Origin of the sequence: Pseudomonas sp. W2Jun17 (assembly GCF_023127795.1) — a bacterium.
GTDB lineage: Bacteria > Pseudomonadota > Gammaproteobacteria > Pseudomonadales > Pseudomonadaceae > Aquipseudomonas > Aquipseudomonas synxantha_A.
Genome location: NZ_SPKO01000025.1, coordinates 15,932 through 30,447, shown reverse-complemented (window position 1 = coordinate 30,447; position 14,516 = coordinate 15,932). Strand labels below are relative to the sequence as shown.

The following is a 14,516-nucleotide window of genomic DNA, read 5'->3' as shown; positions in this document are numbered from 1 at the left end:
ATGGACGCTACTCAAAAGGAGGCCGAACACCGTGCGGCCTCCGATGCTGAACTGATCTGCTGGGTCGACGAGCAGGACAAGCTGCTCGGCCACCTGGTCAGGTCCGACCTGCGCCAGCGCGGCCTGATTGGCCGTTGCACCTTTATCTTTCTGTTCAATTCCAAGGGCGAGCTGTGTGTGCATCGGCGCACCTTGAGCAAGGCCCTGTATCCGGGGTTTTGGGATACGGCGGCTGGCGGTATGGTGGCGGCGGGGGAAAGCTATGCCCTGTCGGCACAGCGAGAATTGGCCGAAGAGCTGGGCGTAAGTGGAGTGGAGTTGGTCGAGCACGATCATTTTTACTTTGAAGATGGTGACAGCCGCCTGTGGTGCACTTCCTACTCTGCCGTATGGGACGGCCCGTTGTGTTTGCAGCCTGAAGAGGTCATGGAGGCACGCTTTCTGCCCCTCGAAACGGTGCTTGCCGAGGCCGAGCAAAAGCCCTATTGCCCGGATGCTCAGGAAGGTCTGCGGCGCTATCTCGCCTCACGTCGCTAAAGTTGCATAAATTGGCGCCATTTGGCTCTTAGCAACTTCGCTTTTTGCCGTTACACTGCGCGCCTTTTCACCCGAACCACATTAGCGGTTCGGTAGCGCTGCCCCTGCCTGAGTGGGGCTTCGCGGTCGGTCACCGCCCTTTGCGGCGCCGATCAGTCTTCATCCTCCCAAGAGGATTGCCGGTGGCCAAAAAAGCCGCATCCTTCGCCGCCCTTGGTGGCCTGGTATTTTCCACCGACGCAGGTCGACACTGCCCGGACTGTCGTCAGCCCGTGGATTCGTGTACCTGCAAACAGACCCTGATCCCCGAAGGTGATGGCATTGCCCGCGTACGCCGCGAGAGCAAAGGCCGTGGCGGCAAAACGGTGACTACCATCACCGGCGTGCCCCTGGCCGAAGATGCCCTCAAGGAGCTGGCCACCACGCTGAAAAAGCGCTGCGGCACCGGTGGTGCGTTGAAAGACGGGGTCATCGAGATTCAGGGTGATCACGTCGAACTGCTGTTGGCCGAGTTGATCAAGCTCGGTTACAAGGCCAAGAAGTCCGGTGGCTGAAAGCCTCTTCCCAACCTGTGGCTAAACTCTGTCCTGCGCGTGGGGTCTGACCTTCTTGCAGGCAAATCGTCATTTTCATTCTTTAGACTGCGCCAGCCTCCGCTTGAGGTGGCGCCTTCGCCTTCATTTATAGGGGACTTCGATGTCCGTACGACGCACACGCAAAGACGATGGCAGCCAATGGACAGTTGCGGACAGCCGCAGTGTTTACGGGATCCGCCATTGGGGGGCCGGTTATTTCGCGATCAATGAAGCCGGTCGCGTAGAAGTCCGCCCCAACGGTCCGAACAGCACGCCGGTCGATTTGTACGAGCAGGTCGATCAACTGCGTAAAAGCGGCCTGTCGTTGCCGCTGCTGGTGCGTTTCCCCGACATTCTGCAAGACCGTGTACGCCAACTCACCGGCGCCTTCGATTCGAATATCGAACGCCTGGAATACCAGAGCAAGTACACCGCGTTGTACCCGATCAAGGTGAACCAGCAGGAAGCGGTGATCGAGAACATCATCGCCACCCAGAACGTTTCCATCGGCCTGGAAGCGGGCTCCAAGCCCGAGCTGCTGGCCGTGTTGGCCCTGGCGCCGAAGGGTGGCACGATCGTCTGCAACGGTTACAAGGACCGCGAGTTCATCCGCCTGGCGTTGATGGGTCAGAAGCTTGGTCACAACGTATTTATCGTGATCGAGAAAGAATCCGAGGTCGGGCTGGTGATCGAAGAGGCCGCCAGCCTCAAGGTCAAGCCTCAGGTGGGTCTGCGTGTGCGCCTGTCTTCCCTGGCATCGAGCAAGTGGGCGGACACCGGTGGCGAGAAATCCAAGTTCGGCTTGTCGGCGGCGCAGTTGCTGTCGGTGGTCGAGCGTTTCCGCGCGGCCGGCCTGGACCAGGGCATCCGCCTGCTGCACTTCCACATGGGTTCGCAGATCGCCAACCTGGCCGACTACCAGCACGGGTTCAAGGAAGCTATTCGTTACTACGGCGAACTGCGCAACCTCGGCCTGCCGGTGGACCACATCGACGTCGGCGGCGGCCTGGGCGTGGACTACGACGGTACCCACTCGCGTAACGCCAGCTCGATCAACTACGACATGGACGACTACGCCGGCGTGGTCGTGGGCATGCTCAAGGAATTCTGCGATGCGCAGAGCCTGCCGCACCCGAACATCTTCTCTGAAAGCGGTCGCTCCCTGACCGCCCACCACGCCATGCTGGTGGTGCAAGTCACTGATGTCGAGAAGCACAACGACGAAATCCCGACTATTGAAAACAAGGAAAGCCTGCCGGAAACCGTGCAATGGCTGGTGGACCTGCTCGGTCCGACCGACATCGAAATGGTCACCGAAACCTACTGGCGCGCCACCCACTACATGAGCGACGTGGCCACCCAGTACGCCGACGGCAAACTGACCCTGGCCGAAAAAGCCCTGGCCGAACAGTGCTACTTCGCCGTGTGCCGCCGCCTGCACAACTCGTTGAAAGCCCGCCAGCGTTCGCATCGCCAGGTGCTGGACGAGCTCAACGACAAGTTGGCCGACAAGTACATCTGCAACTTCTCGGTGTTCCAGAGCCTGCCGGACACCTGGGCCATCGGCCAGGTCCTGCCGATCCTGCCGCTGCACCGCCTCGACGAAGAGCCGCTGCGCCGTGCCGTGCTGCAAGACCTGACCTGCGACTCCGACGGCAAGATCAAGCAGTACGTCGACGAGCAGAGCATCGAGACCAGCCTGCCGGTGCACGGCTTGAACGAAGGTGAAGACTACCTGTTGGGTATCTTCCTGGTCGGCGCGTATCAGGAGATCCTGGGCGACATGCACAACCTGTTCGGTGACACCGACTCGGTGAACATCTACCAGCGTGAAGACGGTTCGGTGTACAGCGCCGGGATCGAGACCCACGACACCATCGAAGACATGCTGCGCTATGTGCACTTGTCGCCGGAGGAGTTGATGACGCATTACCGCGACAAGTGTGCGAGTGCGAAGATCTCCGCGTCGGAGCGTACCCAGTTCCTGGATGCGTTGCGCCTGGGCTTGACCCGTTCTTCGTACCTGTCCTCGTAATATATGTGGGAGGGGGCTTGCTCCCGATAGCGGTGGATCAGTCAATGAATCTGTTGACTGACACTCAGCTATCGGGGGCAAGCCCCCTCCCACATTTGGATCTGCATTCCTTCAGTTTGCTCCCAGCCACAGCCCTTGCCGATTCAAGCGCCAGGCTATCGCCCAGAGTGTCAGGCTGCGTACCGCCATGAACAGCAGGAAGGTTACCCACAGCCCGTGGTTACCCAGCCCCTGCAATGCCCAGGCAATCGGCAGCACCAACAGCACCGTCAGCAACATCCCATTGCGCATCTCCCGCGCCCGCGTTGCGCCGATAAACAGTCCATCGAGCAAATAACTCCACACCGCTATCAACGGCAGTACCGCCAGGTAAGGCAGGTAGATGTCGGCGGTTTCGCGCACACTGGGAATATCCGTTTGCATAGCGATAAACAGATGGCCGCCGAAGGTGAACAACAGGGCGAAACCGATGCTGGCGATCAGCGACCAGCCGCAGGCAACCACCAGCGAGCGGCGCAACGCCTGGCGGTCATGGGCGCCAATGGCGTGCCCGCACAGGGCTTCGACGGCGTGAGCCAGGCCATCCAGCGCATGGGCCGTCAGCAACAGGCCATTGAGCAGCAAGGCATTGGCGGCGACCGTGGCATCCCCCAGCCGTGCGCCTTGCACCGTGATCATGAAGAACACCGACTGCAGGGCCAGGCTGCGGATAAAAATGTCGCGGTTGACCGCCAGCAACGGCCTCCAGCTTTGCCACAGTTTCAGTGCAGCCCAGGCGATATGGCCAGGGTAGGCGCGCAGGGCTTTTTGCGTAAGTGCCAGGCCGAGCAGCGCGCCGGTCCATTCAGCGATCACCGAGGCGCGGGCGGAGCCGACCACGCCCCAGTCCAGGCCGAGTACAAACCACAGGTTAAGCGCAATGTTGACCAGGTTGGTGGTCAGCAGAATCGCCAGCGGCGCCCGCGCATTCTGTGTGCCGAGGAACCAACCGACCAGCGCATAGCTGGCAAGGGCGGCGGGCAGGCCGAACAGGCGGGTGTGGAAGAATTCGCGGGTCAGTTGGTTCAGTTCAGGGGAGGGCTGCATCCATTCCAACGCCAGATGGCTCAGGGGAATACCGACCGTGCCCAGTAACATCGCCAGCCCCAGCGCCAGCAGCAAGCCTTGCAACAGGATTTGCCGCAGCGCCGCGCCATCCTTGCGCCCGGCGGCCTGGGCGGCGAACCCGGTGGAGCCCATGCGCAGGAAACCCATGGCCCAGGCCAGGAAGGTATACAGGCTGGCACCGACGGCCACGGCGCCCAGTTGATGGGCGTGGGGCAGGTGGCCGATGACCATGCTGTCGACCAGGGCTACCAGCGGCACGGAGATATTCGACAGGATCATCGGCGCGGCCAGGGCCCAGACGCGGCGATGGGTGGGGCGGTGGCGCCAGTCGGCAAGCAGGGCGGTCATGAAGGCTCCTTGGTGGAGCGGGCATTGTACCCGTCCACCCATCACGCCGCAGATCCATGTGGGAGGGGGCTTGCCCCCGATTGCGGTGAATCGGCCAGGAATTTCTAACCTGATACACCGCCATCGGGAGCAAGCCCCCTCCCACATTTTGAACTGCATTGTTTGTGGGATTTGGTTTAGCCCGGAAGGCACCCAGAACCAAACTTCCCTCCGTCGGTCAATGTGACCGGCACCGCAGCAGCCAGCGCGGCGCTGATATATAGTTCACCCCTCGGTTCCCTCTGACTACGAGTGCCCCATGCTTAACAAAGGACTGTTCCTCGCTTGTGCGCTGGCCCTGCTGAGCGCCTGTGATTCTTCCGATAAGCCCGCTGCACCGACGGCACCCGCCGCGGCAAGCGTAGTGCCCAAACCCGCCAAGGCGGCGGTCGACGTGGCGGCGCTGAAGCAGCGCTATGCCGGGCGCGAGTTAAGCGTGGTGGACGTGTCCGAGGTGCAGTTGGACGGGGCCAGCACCTTGTCGGTGAGTTTTTCCATTCCTCTGGACCCGGATCAGAAGTTCGCCGACAAGCTGCACTTGGTAGACAGCAAGTCCGGCAAGGTCGATGGCGCCTGGGAGCTTTCCGATAACCTGATGGAGTTGCGCCTGCGCCACCTGGAGCCGCAGCGCAAGTTGGTGCTGACCGTGGACGCCGGGGTGAAGGCAGTCAACGGCAACACCCTCGCCGCCGAATACAGCGCCCGCCTGGAAACGCGCGACCTGCAAGCCACCGTCGGCTTCGCCAGCCGTGGCACGTTGCTGCCGACGCGCCTGGCCGAGGGCTTGCCGGTGATCGCGCTGAACGTCGACAAGATCGACGTCGAATTCTTCCGCATCAAGCCCGAATCCCTGCCGTCGTTCCTGGCGCAGTGGGGGCGCAATACCAGTCTGCAAAGCTATGAGTCCCGTGAACTGCTGCCAATGGCCGAGCTGGTCTACGGTGGGCGTTTCGACCTGAACCCGGCACGCAACACTCGCGAAACCCTGCTGCTGCCGATTGCCGGCCTCAAGCAATTGCAGCAGCCGGGCGTGTACCTGGCGGTGATGCGTGCCTCGGGCACCTACAACTATTCGCAACCGGCCACGCTGTTTACCTTGAGTGACATCGGCCTGTCGGTGCACCGTTATGCCAATCGCCTGGATGTGTTTACCCAAGCGTTGGAAGGCGGCAAGGCACTGAACGGCGTCGAACTGGAAATCCTCGATGCGGAAGGCCGCGTACTCGGCCAGGGCAAGACTGAAGACGGTGGTCACGCCGAGCTGCCACTGCCGAAAAAAGCCCAGGTGTTGCTGGCCAAACAAGGCGAGCAGACCAGCCTGTTGCGCCTGGACAGCGCCGCGCTGGATTTGGCCGAGTTCGATATCGGTGGGCAGCCGTCCCACCCGCTGCAGTTCTTTGTGTTCGGCCCGCGTGACCTGTATCGCCCCGGCGAAACCGTGCTGCTCAATGCGCTGTTGCGCGACAAGGATGGCAACGCGGTCAAGCCGCAGCCGGTGAGCGTCGAGGTGCGTCGTCCGGATGAACAGGTGAGCCGCAAGTTTGTGTGGGATGCTGATGCCTCCGGCCTGTATCAATACGCGCTGCAACTGGCCGGCGAAGCACCGACCGGGCGCTGGCAGTTGGTATTTGACCTGGGTGACGGCAAGCCGCAACTGTATGAATTCCTCGTCGAAGACTTCCTGCCCGAACGCCTGGCACTGGAACTCAAGGGCAGTGAAACCGCACTGAGCCCGGCGGAGAACCCGGTCATTCAGGTCAATGGGCGCTATCTGTACGGCGCACCGGCATCCGGCAATCGGGTCAGCGGCCAGGTCTATGTGCGCCCGCTGCGTGAGGCGGTCAAATCCTTGCCGGGGTACCAGTTCGGTTCCGTCACTGAAGAAGAGCTGAGCCAGGATTTCGAACTGGACGAAAGCGTACTCGACGCCAACGGCGAGCAAGCGCTGACCCTGGAAAGCAAATGGGCCGAGGCCAAATCTCCGTTGCAACTGATTGTGCAAGCCAGCCTGCAAGAGTCCGGCGGGCGGCCCATCACCCGACGCCTGGTGCAGCCGATCTGGCCGGCCGAGCAATTGCCGGGCCTGCGCGGGTTGTTTGACGGCAAGGAAACCAATGGCGATGGCCCGGTGGAATTCGAAGTGCTGGTGGCCAACCAGGACGGTCAGAAACTAGCTGCGCAAAACCTCAAGGTGCGCCTGGTGCGTGAGCGCCGTGACTACTACTGGAACTACTCGGAGAACGATGGCTGGAGCTATCACTTCAACGAGAAATTCCTCAACCTCGATGAGCAGACCCTGAACATCAAGGCCGGCGACACCGCCAAGGTCAGCTTCCAGGTGGAGTGGGGCCCGTACCGTGTCGAGGTGGAAGACCCGCAGACCGGACTGGTCAGCAGCGTGCGCTTCTGGGCCGGCTACCAGGCCCAGGACAACACCGAAGGCGGCGCCGTGCGCCCCGACCAGGTCAAGCTGGCGTTGGATAAACCGGCCTATGGCGATGGCGACACCGCCAATGTCACCGTCACGCCACCGGCTGCCGGTAAAGGCTACCTCTTGGTGGAATCCGCCGAAGGCCCGCTGTGGTGGCAGGAGATCGACGTACCGGCCGAAGGCAAAAGCTTTGCGGTGAAGCTCGACCCGAAATGGTCGCGCCATGATCTGTATGTGAGCGCCCTGGTGATTCGCCCCGGCGAGCGCAAAGCCAATATCACCCCCAAACGTGCCGTGGGCCTGTTGCACCTGCCGCTGGATCGTACCCAGCGCAAACTCGGCCTGACCCTCACTGCACCGGAAAAAATGCGCCCCAAACAACCTCTGACGGTGAAGATCGCCGCCAAAAACGCCGATGGCAGCGTGCCCCAACAGGTGCATGTGCTGCTGGCGGCGGTGGATGTGGGCATCCTCAATATCACCGAATACCCCACGCCTGATCCGTATTCCAGCCTGTTCGGCCGCAAAGCCTATGGCGTCGACCAGTTCGATATCTACGGCCAGTTGATCGAAGCCGGCCAGGGGCGCCTCGCCAGCCTGGCATTTGGCGGTGACGCGGCGTTGGCCAAAGGCGGCAAGCGCCCGGACACCAGCGTGACCATCGTTGCCCTGCAAAGCGCGCCGGTGACCCTGAACGACAAAGGCGAGGGCGAAGTCAGCGTCAATATCCCCGACTTCAACGGCGAACTGCGCCTGATGGCCCAGGCCTGGAGCGATGATCGCTATGGCATGGCCGAGGGCAAGACGGTCATCGCCGCACCGCTGATTGCCGAACTCTCGGCGCCGCGCTTCCTGGCCGGAGGCGACCAGACCACCTTGGCCCTGGACCTCTCCAACCTGTCGGGCAAGGCGCAGAAACTCGATGTGCAATTGACCGCGCAAGGGCAGTTGGAACTGGTCAACGGCGGCGCGCAATCGGTTGAGCTCAAGCAAGGCCAGCGCACCACCCTGCGTATTCCGGTAAAAGCCTGGGGCGGTCTCGGCCAGGGCAAGGTCAAGGTCACCGTCAATGGCCTGGACCTGCCGGGGGAAAACCTGCCGCCGTTCAGCCGCGAATGGACCCTGGGCGTGCGCCCGGCGTACCCGGCCTTGCTCAAGCATTACCGCGCTGTGCTCAAGGATCAGCCGTGGAGCCTGCCGGCGGGCACGCTCGATCAGTTCGATGCCTCGGGGCGTGAGGCGCTGTTGAGCCTGTCGAGCCGGCCGCCGTTGAACCTTGGTGCACAGATCAGTGCGCTCAAGGCCTACCCCTATGGCTGCCTGGAACAAACCGCCAGCGGCTTGTACCCGTCGCTCTATGCCGATGATGCGCTGCTCAAGCGCCTGAGCATCAAGGGCGAACCGGATGCCGAGCGCAAGCGCAAGATCGAGTTGGGCATCGAACGCCTGCTGGGGATGCAGCGCTACAACGGCAGCTTTGGCTTGTGGGGCGCTGACGGCGAGGAAGAATATTGGCTGACCGCCTATGTCACCGACTTCCTGCTGCGCGCCCGCGACCAGGGGTTTGCCGTACCGCCTGAAGCCTTGAAGAAGGCCAGCGAGCGGTTGCTGCGGTATGTGCAGGAACGCAACCTGATTGAAGTCGACTACAGCGACAACGCCGAGCACACGCGTTTTGCCGTACAGGCCTACGCCGGCATGGTGCTGGCGCGCAGTCAGCAGGCGCCGTTGGGTGCCTTGCGCAGCCTGTTCGAACGCCGCAGTGATGCGCGTTCCGGCTTGCCATTGGTGCAGTTGGCCATCGCCTTGCAAAAAATGGGCGACCAGCCGCGTGCCGATCAAGCCTTGCTCGCCGGTTTGGCGGCGCAGCGCAGTGCCAAGGAATGGCTGGCCGACTACGGCAGCCCATTGCGCGATCAGGCGATGATCCTGGCGCTGCTGGAGGAAAACGACTTGGCCAAGGGCAAACGTGAAGAGCGCCTGTTTACCTTGTCGGACCAGTTGGCGGCCAGCCCGTATCTGTCGACTCAGGAGCGCAACTCGCTGTTCCTGGCCGGGCGGCTCGGCTTCGCCAAGCCCGAGGCTGACTGGCAGGTGTCGCTGACCGGCAGTGGCGGGGCGCGGGAGCTGAACAACCAGCAGTCCACGCTGCAACTGGATGAAAAGCTGCTATCCAGCGACCTGAGCTTGAGCAATCAGGGCCAGACCCCCGTTTACCAGCAGCTGACTATTTCAGGTTACCCACAACTGCCACCGGCAGCGGGCGGCGAGAACCTGAGCATTCGCCGCGAATACCTGGGCATGAACGGCCAGCCGTTGAACCTGCGCAGCCTCGACAGCGGCGACCTGGTGCTGGTGCACCTGGCCGTCAGTGCCAAGCAGCGCGTGCCGGATGCCCTGGTGGTAGACCTGCTGCCCGCCGGCCTGGAACTGGAAAACCAAAACCTGGCACAAAGCGCGGCGAGCCTTGAGAACGCCAGCAGCCAGGTGAAGGAGTGGCGCGAGTCGATGCAGAACGCATCGCTCAAGCATCAGGAGTTCAGGGATGATCGCTATGTGGCGGCGATGAACCTGGACGGCTACGGCACCACGCACTTGCTGTACCTGGCACGTGCGGTGACGCCTGGCACCTATCGCGTGCCGCCGCCGCAAGTGGAGTCGATGTATCGGCCGAACTGGCAGGCGGTGGGCGAGACGCCGGGGGATATGGTGATCAAGGGCCGCTGATCGCTGAAGTTGAAGTGGGGGGCTTTTGTGGGAGGGGGCTTGCTCCCGATAGCGGTGAATCAGTCACAGCATCATTGGCTGACACTCAGCTATCGGGAGCAAGCCCCCTCCTACAAGGGATTGGGGCTGTCAGATAAATCAGTGCACAACCCAACTCAGCAACCACAGGCCCAGCAGCAGCCAGATGATGCCCACTATGATCGAGGCCCGCATAAAGGCGCGTACCGCCGAGTATAAGAAGAGCAACCCGACGATCAGGGTGATGATGCTGATGATCGAGGTGTCCATGCCTAGCGCTCGAGACATCCCATCGACAAAGTTGCCGCCGGCGTTGGATAGCATATTGAACAGCCCACTGAAGAACTCGATGATGTAGTGGATGATCAAGCCGAGTGTGTTACCCAGCCATCCAAAAAAGTCTGCTTGCATAGGTGTGTCTCGATGAATAAGTGGACGAAATTGCCAGCACTGAGCCTTTTGTCGCGATGGGGCGTGGCTAGTTCCCTACAAGCATAGAGGTTTAGCCGCTTGAATTTGCGTTTTGTTGCCCGCTGGACCCTGGCGAGCCTGCTGTTGGTAATCGCCGTGCTATGGCTGGCCGATCGTATCTGGCCATTGCCCCTGCCCCAGGACGACCTGGCCCGTGTGGTGCTGGCCGAAGATGGCACGCCGCTGTGGCGATTTGCCGATGCCAACGGCGTATGGCGCTACCCGGTGCAGACGCGCGAGGTGTCGCCGTATTATCTCGACGCGCTGCTCACTTACGAAGACCGCTGGTTTTACCAACACCCCGGGGTAAACCCGCTAGCGCTGGTACGCGCGACCTGGCAAAACCTGACCGGTGCACGGGTGGTGTCCGGCGGCAGTACCTTGTCGATGCAGGTGGCGCGTTTGCTCGACCCGCATTCACGCACCCTGCATGGCAAGTTGCGTCAACTGTGGCGTACCGCGCAGTTGGAGTGGCACCTGTCCAAGGACGAAATCCTCAACCTTTACCTCAATCGTGCGCCCTTCGGCGGCACGCTGCAGGGCGTGGCAGCGGCGAGTTGGGCGTATCTGGGCAAGTCGCCCTCACAACTGACCCACGCCGAAGCCGCCTTGCTCGCGGTATTGCCCCAGGCGCCCAGTCGCTTGCGTCCGGACCGTCATCCGCAACGTGCCCAGGAGGCCCGCGACAAAGTGCTGCGCCGCCTCGCTGAATTCCAGGTGTGGCCGCAGCCTGCGGTTGATGAAGCCCTGCAAGAACCGCTGCTGCTCGCCCCGCGCCTGGAACCGAGCCTGGCGCCGTTGCTGGCGCGGCGTCTGAACCGCCCCGACAGCCCGCCGCTGATTCGCACCACCCTGGACGCCACCCTGCAACGCCGCCTCGAAGACCTCCTGTTGGGCTGGCGTGCACGCCTGCCGGAACACACCTCGGCAGCGATTCTGGTGGTGGAAGAGGAAAGCATGGCAGTGCGCGCCTACCTGGGCTCGGTGGATATCAACGACACCAAGCGTTTTGGCCACGTGGACATGATCAGTGCGCTGCGCTCGCCCGGTTCGACCCTGAAGCCTTTCCTGTATGGCATGGCGTTGGACGACGGCCTGATTCACTCCGAGTCCCTGTTGCAGGACGTGCCCCGGCGTTACGGCGATTATCGGCCGGGCAACTTTTCCATGGGCTTTACCGGGGCGGTGCCGGCGAGCACGGCGCTGTCCAGCTCGTTGAACCTGCCGGCGGTGCAACTGTTGGAAGCCTACGGGCCCAAGCGCTTTGCCGCACAGATGCGCATCGGCGGCATGCCGTTGGCGCTGCCGGCGCTGGCCGAGCCGAACCTGGCGCTGATCCTCGGCGGCGCGGGCAGTCGCCTGGAGGACCTGGTGAGCGGCTACAGCGCCTTGGCCCGTGATGGCAAAAGCGCGACGTTGCGACTACAGCCGGAGGACGCGCTCAGGGAGCGGCCTTTGCTGTCGCCGGGGGCTGCGTGGATTGTGCGGCGCATCCTCAGCGGCCAGGCACGGCCCGACCGCGACCCGCGTGCCGAGCTGGTGCAACGCCCGGTGCTGGCGTGGAAAACCGGCACCAGCTATGGCTTTCGCGATGCCTGGGCGATTGGCGTGGGCCCGCGTTATTTGATCGGCGTCTGGATTGGCAGGCCCGATGGCACACCCGTGCCGGGCCAGTTCGGCCTGGCGTCGGCGGCGCCGTTGATGCTGCAGGTGCATGACGTGCTGACCAACCGCGACAGCCAACGCGGCATCAGTGCCCCGGTCAAACCGGTGCCGGCGAATATCGGCGTGGCGGCAATCTGTTGGCCGCTGGGCCAGCCCATGGCCCGCAGTGACCCCAATTGCCGGCGCCAGCGGTTTGCCTGGACCCTGGACAACACTACGCCGCCTACCTTGCAGGCATTGGATCAACCCTTGAGCGTGGGGCTGATGGAGAGCATCTGGGTCAATGCCAAGGGCTTGCGGGTTGATGCCCATTGCCCTGGCGCGGTGCCGAGGCATATTGCCCTGTGGCCCGCGCCGCTGGAGCCCTGGTTGCCAAGGGTTGAGCGCCGTGAAGCGCGCATTCCTGCGCCTGACCCGGATTGCCCGCCACCGGCGCTGGCTGCGGCTTCGCCATTGTCCATTGTGGGCGTGCGCGAGGGCGACCAGTTGCGCCTGCCCGCGGCCAGCCAACAAGCCTTGCGCCTGAAAATCTCCGCGTTGGGCGGCAGCGGTCGGCGCTGGTGGTTCCTTAATGGCGCGCCGTTGGGTGATAGCGCCAATCAGGACAGTATCAATGCCAGTTTTGAGCGGCTGGGGCGCTATCAGCTCAGCGTGTTGGATGAGGCCGGGCAAACTGCGAGGCTTGAGTTTAGTGTGGTTGATTAGGGCCTCATCGGGGGCAAGCCCCCTCCCACATTTTGAAATGTGTTCACAAATCAGAGTGTGGGAGGGGGCTTGCTCCCGATAGCGCCCTTGAGAACACCACCGCTATTCACTTGCCTTCAATCCCCATCCCCCTGAAGCTATACCCATTCAGGAGCCCCCCAATGAACCTCGAACACCTCACCGAACGCCTGCACCGCATCCGCGATGCCAACGACTGGAAGCCGTTCCACAGCCCGAAAAACCTGGCCATGGCCGCCAGTGTGGAAATGGCCGAACTGGTGGAAATCTTCCAATGGCTTACTGAAGACCAATCCCGCCAGCTTCCCGCCGATAAACTCGCCCATGCGGGCCAGGAAGTCGGTGACATCGTGCTGTACCTGCTGTTGCTGTGCAGTGAGCTGGGCCTGGACATGAATGAAGTGGTGCGTGCCAAGTTGGCCGACAGCGAGCGGCGGTTTGCCCATGAGTGATCGTCATTTCGACCAGTTGGCCACGCGTTTTGCCGAGAAAATCTATGGCGGCGCCAAGGGCGCGATTCGCCTGGCGGTGCTTCAGGCTGACTTGCTTGAAGCGTTGCCTGATCGTCCGTTGCGCGTGCTGGATATCGGCGCGGGCCTGGGGCATATGTCGCTGTGGCTGGCCGAGCGCGGCCACCAGGTGACCTTGGCTGAACCCGCTGAGCCGATGCTCGACGGTGCGCGCCAACGTTTTGCCGACGCCGGCCAAAGTGCGACGTTTATTCATGCGCCATGGCAAGACTTGCTCGGCCAACTCACCGAGCCTTACGATCTGGTGCTGTGCCACGCGGTGTTGGAATGGTTGGCCGAACCCCATGCCATCCTGCCGGTGCTGCATCAGTTGACGCTGCCCGGCGGCTGGTTGTCCCTGGCGTTCTACAACCGCGATGCGTTGATTTACCGCAACCTGCTCAAAGGCCACTTTCGCAAAATGCGCAAGAACGACATGGCCGGTGAAAAGCAGAGCCTCACGCCGCAGCAACCGCTCGACCCTCGGGAATTGGCGGCGCAACTCGAAGGGTTGTGGCAGGTCGAAAGCCAGAGTGGGGTGCGGGTGTTTCACGACTACATGCCGATGGAATTCCAGGCCCGCGCCGATTTGCAGGACTTGTTGGAGATGGAGCTCGCTCATCGTCGTCACCCAAGCTTTGCCGGGCTTGGGCGTTATTTGCACTGGATCTGCCGTCCGGTTTAAGCGGCCCAGTCTGCGGAGGTCGAAATGCGTCGTCTCGGTTTAATCCTGTTATCCCTGGGGCTGGGGGCGTGCTCCAGCCCCAACCCTTACGTCGCCGCTTCAGCGCCGATGCCGCCGGCTCCGGCGCAGGCGGCCACGACCTTTGATGCCAGCGCCTATCCGGCACCAGTACGCGACTATGGCGCCTATCGCAGTTGGGGCTGGCTCAACGGCCAACTGCCGGCGGGTACGGCCTGGGCCGATTCGGCACAGATTGCCGAGGCGGTCAGCGGCGCCCTCGACCAGCGCGGCCTGCGCCCCTTGCATGACAACCGTGTGCCCGACCTGCTGGTGAGTGCCGATGTGCGCCTGGAGAAGCGCCTGCGCCAGGTCCAGGACGATTACGGGTATGGCTACAGTGGCTACAACCGCTATGGCAACGGTTATGGCATGTACAACACAGTGCCTGTGGTACGCACCTATGAAGTGACGGTGGCGGTGGCGCGCATCAGCCTGTTCGACGCCCGCACCCGCCAGCCGGTGTGGAGCACCAGCGCAGAAACCACCAGCCAGGGCAGCCTGAGTGAGCGCGCCGATAGCTTGCGCAAGGCGATGCAGAAGGCAATGGCTGCCTATCCGCCCAGTTAGCAGCTATTCTCATTTCAGG

10 protein-coding genes are annotated in these 14,516 nt (G+C 62.5%); 8 read left to right on the top strand and 2 right to left on the bottom strand.

Annotation, left to right across the window (positions count from 1 at the left end):
• From E4O98_RS13790 to speA, 3 genes are all read left to right on the top strand, one after another.
• A complete protein-coding gene (locus E4O98_RS13790) occupies positions 1-537 on the top strand; it encodes an NUDIX hydrolase (RefSeq protein WP_032878106.1) in 537 nt (178 codons plus the stop codon).
• A 182-nt stretch (positions 538-719) separates the two neighbouring features.
• Positions 720-1,091 carry a translation initiation factor Sui1 gene (locus tag E4O98_RS13785; protein ID WP_005784408.1) on the top strand — a complete coding sequence of 124 codons (372 nt, stop codon included), beginning with the start codon at positions 720-722 and terminating at the stop codon, positions 1,089-1,091.
• A 142-nt stretch (positions 1,092-1,233) separates the two neighbouring features.
• Positions 1,234-3,147, top strand: coding sequence for an arginine decarboxylase (gene speA / locus E4O98_RS13780; RefSeq protein ID WP_005784410.1), 1,914 nt, complete (start codon positions 1,234-1,236; stop codon positions 3,145-3,147).
• 111 nt (positions 3,148-3,258) lie between these two features.
• Here the strand turns inward: speA and E4O98_RS13775 are convergent, their stop codons facing one another.
• On the bottom strand, positions 3,259-4,602 hold the full coding sequence (locus E4O98_RS13775; RefSeq protein ID WP_103733873.1) for an MATE family efflux transporter: 1,344 nt from the start codon (positions 4,600-4,602) through the stop codon (positions 3,259-3,261).
• A gap of 298 nt (positions 4,603-4,900) precedes the next feature.
• On the opposite strand from E4O98_RS13775, the gene E4O98_RS13770 reads away from it, so the two are divergent.
• Entirely contained in the window at positions 4,901-9,799 is a 4,899-nt protein-coding gene (locus E4O98_RS13770) for an alpha-2-macroglobulin (RefSeq protein ID WP_148854575.1), read from the top strand.
• A 138-nt stretch (positions 9,800-9,937) separates the two neighbouring features.
• On the opposite strand, the gene E4O98_RS13765 is transcribed toward E4O98_RS13770, so the two are convergent.
• The gene (locus tag E4O98_RS13765; RefSeq protein ID WP_032878103.1) at positions 9,938-10,228 is read right to left on the bottom strand and encodes a hypothetical protein; all 291 of its coding nucleotides are present in this window, start codon (positions 10,226-10,228) and stop codon (positions 9,938-9,940) included.
• Positions 10,229-10,327: 99 nt separating this feature from the next.
• Here E4O98_RS13765 and pbpC point away from each other — a divergent pair, with 99 nt between their 5' ends.
• The 4 genes from pbpC to E4O98_RS13745 all read left to right on the top strand — a co-directional run bounded on the left by pbpC (position 10,328) and on the right by E4O98_RS13745 (position 14,497).
• Positions 10,328-12,658 carry a peptidoglycan glycosyltransferase PbpC gene (pbpC, locus tag E4O98_RS13760; RefSeq protein WP_050549357.1) on the top strand — a complete coding sequence of 777 codons (2,331 nt, stop codon included), beginning with the start codon at positions 10,328-10,330 and terminating at the stop codon, positions 12,656-12,658.
• Between the two features lie 161 nt (positions 12,659-12,819).
• Complete coding sequence (locus E4O98_RS13755) at positions 12,820-13,128, top strand: MazG-like family protein (protein ID WP_065951433.1); 309 nt, start codon at positions 12,820-12,822, stop codon at positions 13,126-13,128.
• Positions 13,121-13,870 (top strand): methyltransferase domain-containing protein, encoded by a 750-nt coding sequence (locus tag E4O98_RS13750; protein WP_078820191.1) that lies wholly within the window; start codon positions 13,121-13,123, stop codon positions 13,868-13,870. Before E4O98_RS13755 ends, E4O98_RS13750 begins: the two co-directional genes overlap by 8 nt.
• Positions 13,871-13,894: 24 nt before the next feature.
• A complete protein-coding gene (locus E4O98_RS13745) occupies positions 13,895-14,497 on the top strand; it encodes a DUF4136 domain-containing protein (protein ID WP_032878100.1) in 603 nt (200 codons plus the stop codon).
• The last annotated feature ends 19 nt before the right edge of the window (positions 14,498-14,516 follow it).

Bases quoted from the DNA above. Each gene is read 5' to 3' on its own strand.
- E4O98_RS13790 (WP_032878106.1), top strand. From the start codon at position 1: ATGGACGCTACTCAAAAGGAGGCCGAACACCGTGCGGCCTCCGATGCT.
- speA (WP_005784410.1), top strand. From the start codon at position 1,234: ATGTCCGTACGACGCACACGCAAAGACGATGGCAGCCAATGGACAGTT.
- E4O98_RS13775 (WP_103733873.1), bottom strand. From the start codon at position 4,602: ATGACCGCCCTGCTTGCCGACTGGCGCCACCGCCCCACCCATCGCCGC.
- E4O98_RS13770 (WP_148854575.1), top strand. From the start codon at position 4,901: ATGCTTAACAAAGGACTGTTCCTCGCTTGTGCGCTGGCCCTGCTGAGC.
- E4O98_RS13765 (WP_032878103.1), bottom strand. From the start codon at position 10,228: ATGCAAGCAGACTTTTTTGGATGGCTGGGTAACACACTCGGCTTGATC.
- E4O98_RS13755 (WP_065951433.1), top strand. From the start codon at position 12,820: ATGAACCTCGAACACCTCACCGAACGCCTGCACCGCATCCGCGATGCC.
- E4O98_RS13750 (WP_078820191.1), top strand. From the start codon at position 13,121: ATGAGTGATCGTCATTTCGACCAGTTGGCCACGCGTTTTGCCGAGAAA.
- E4O98_RS13745 (WP_032878100.1), top strand. From the start codon at position 13,895: ATGCGTCGTCTCGGTTTAATCCTGTTATCCCTGGGGCTGGGGGCGTGC.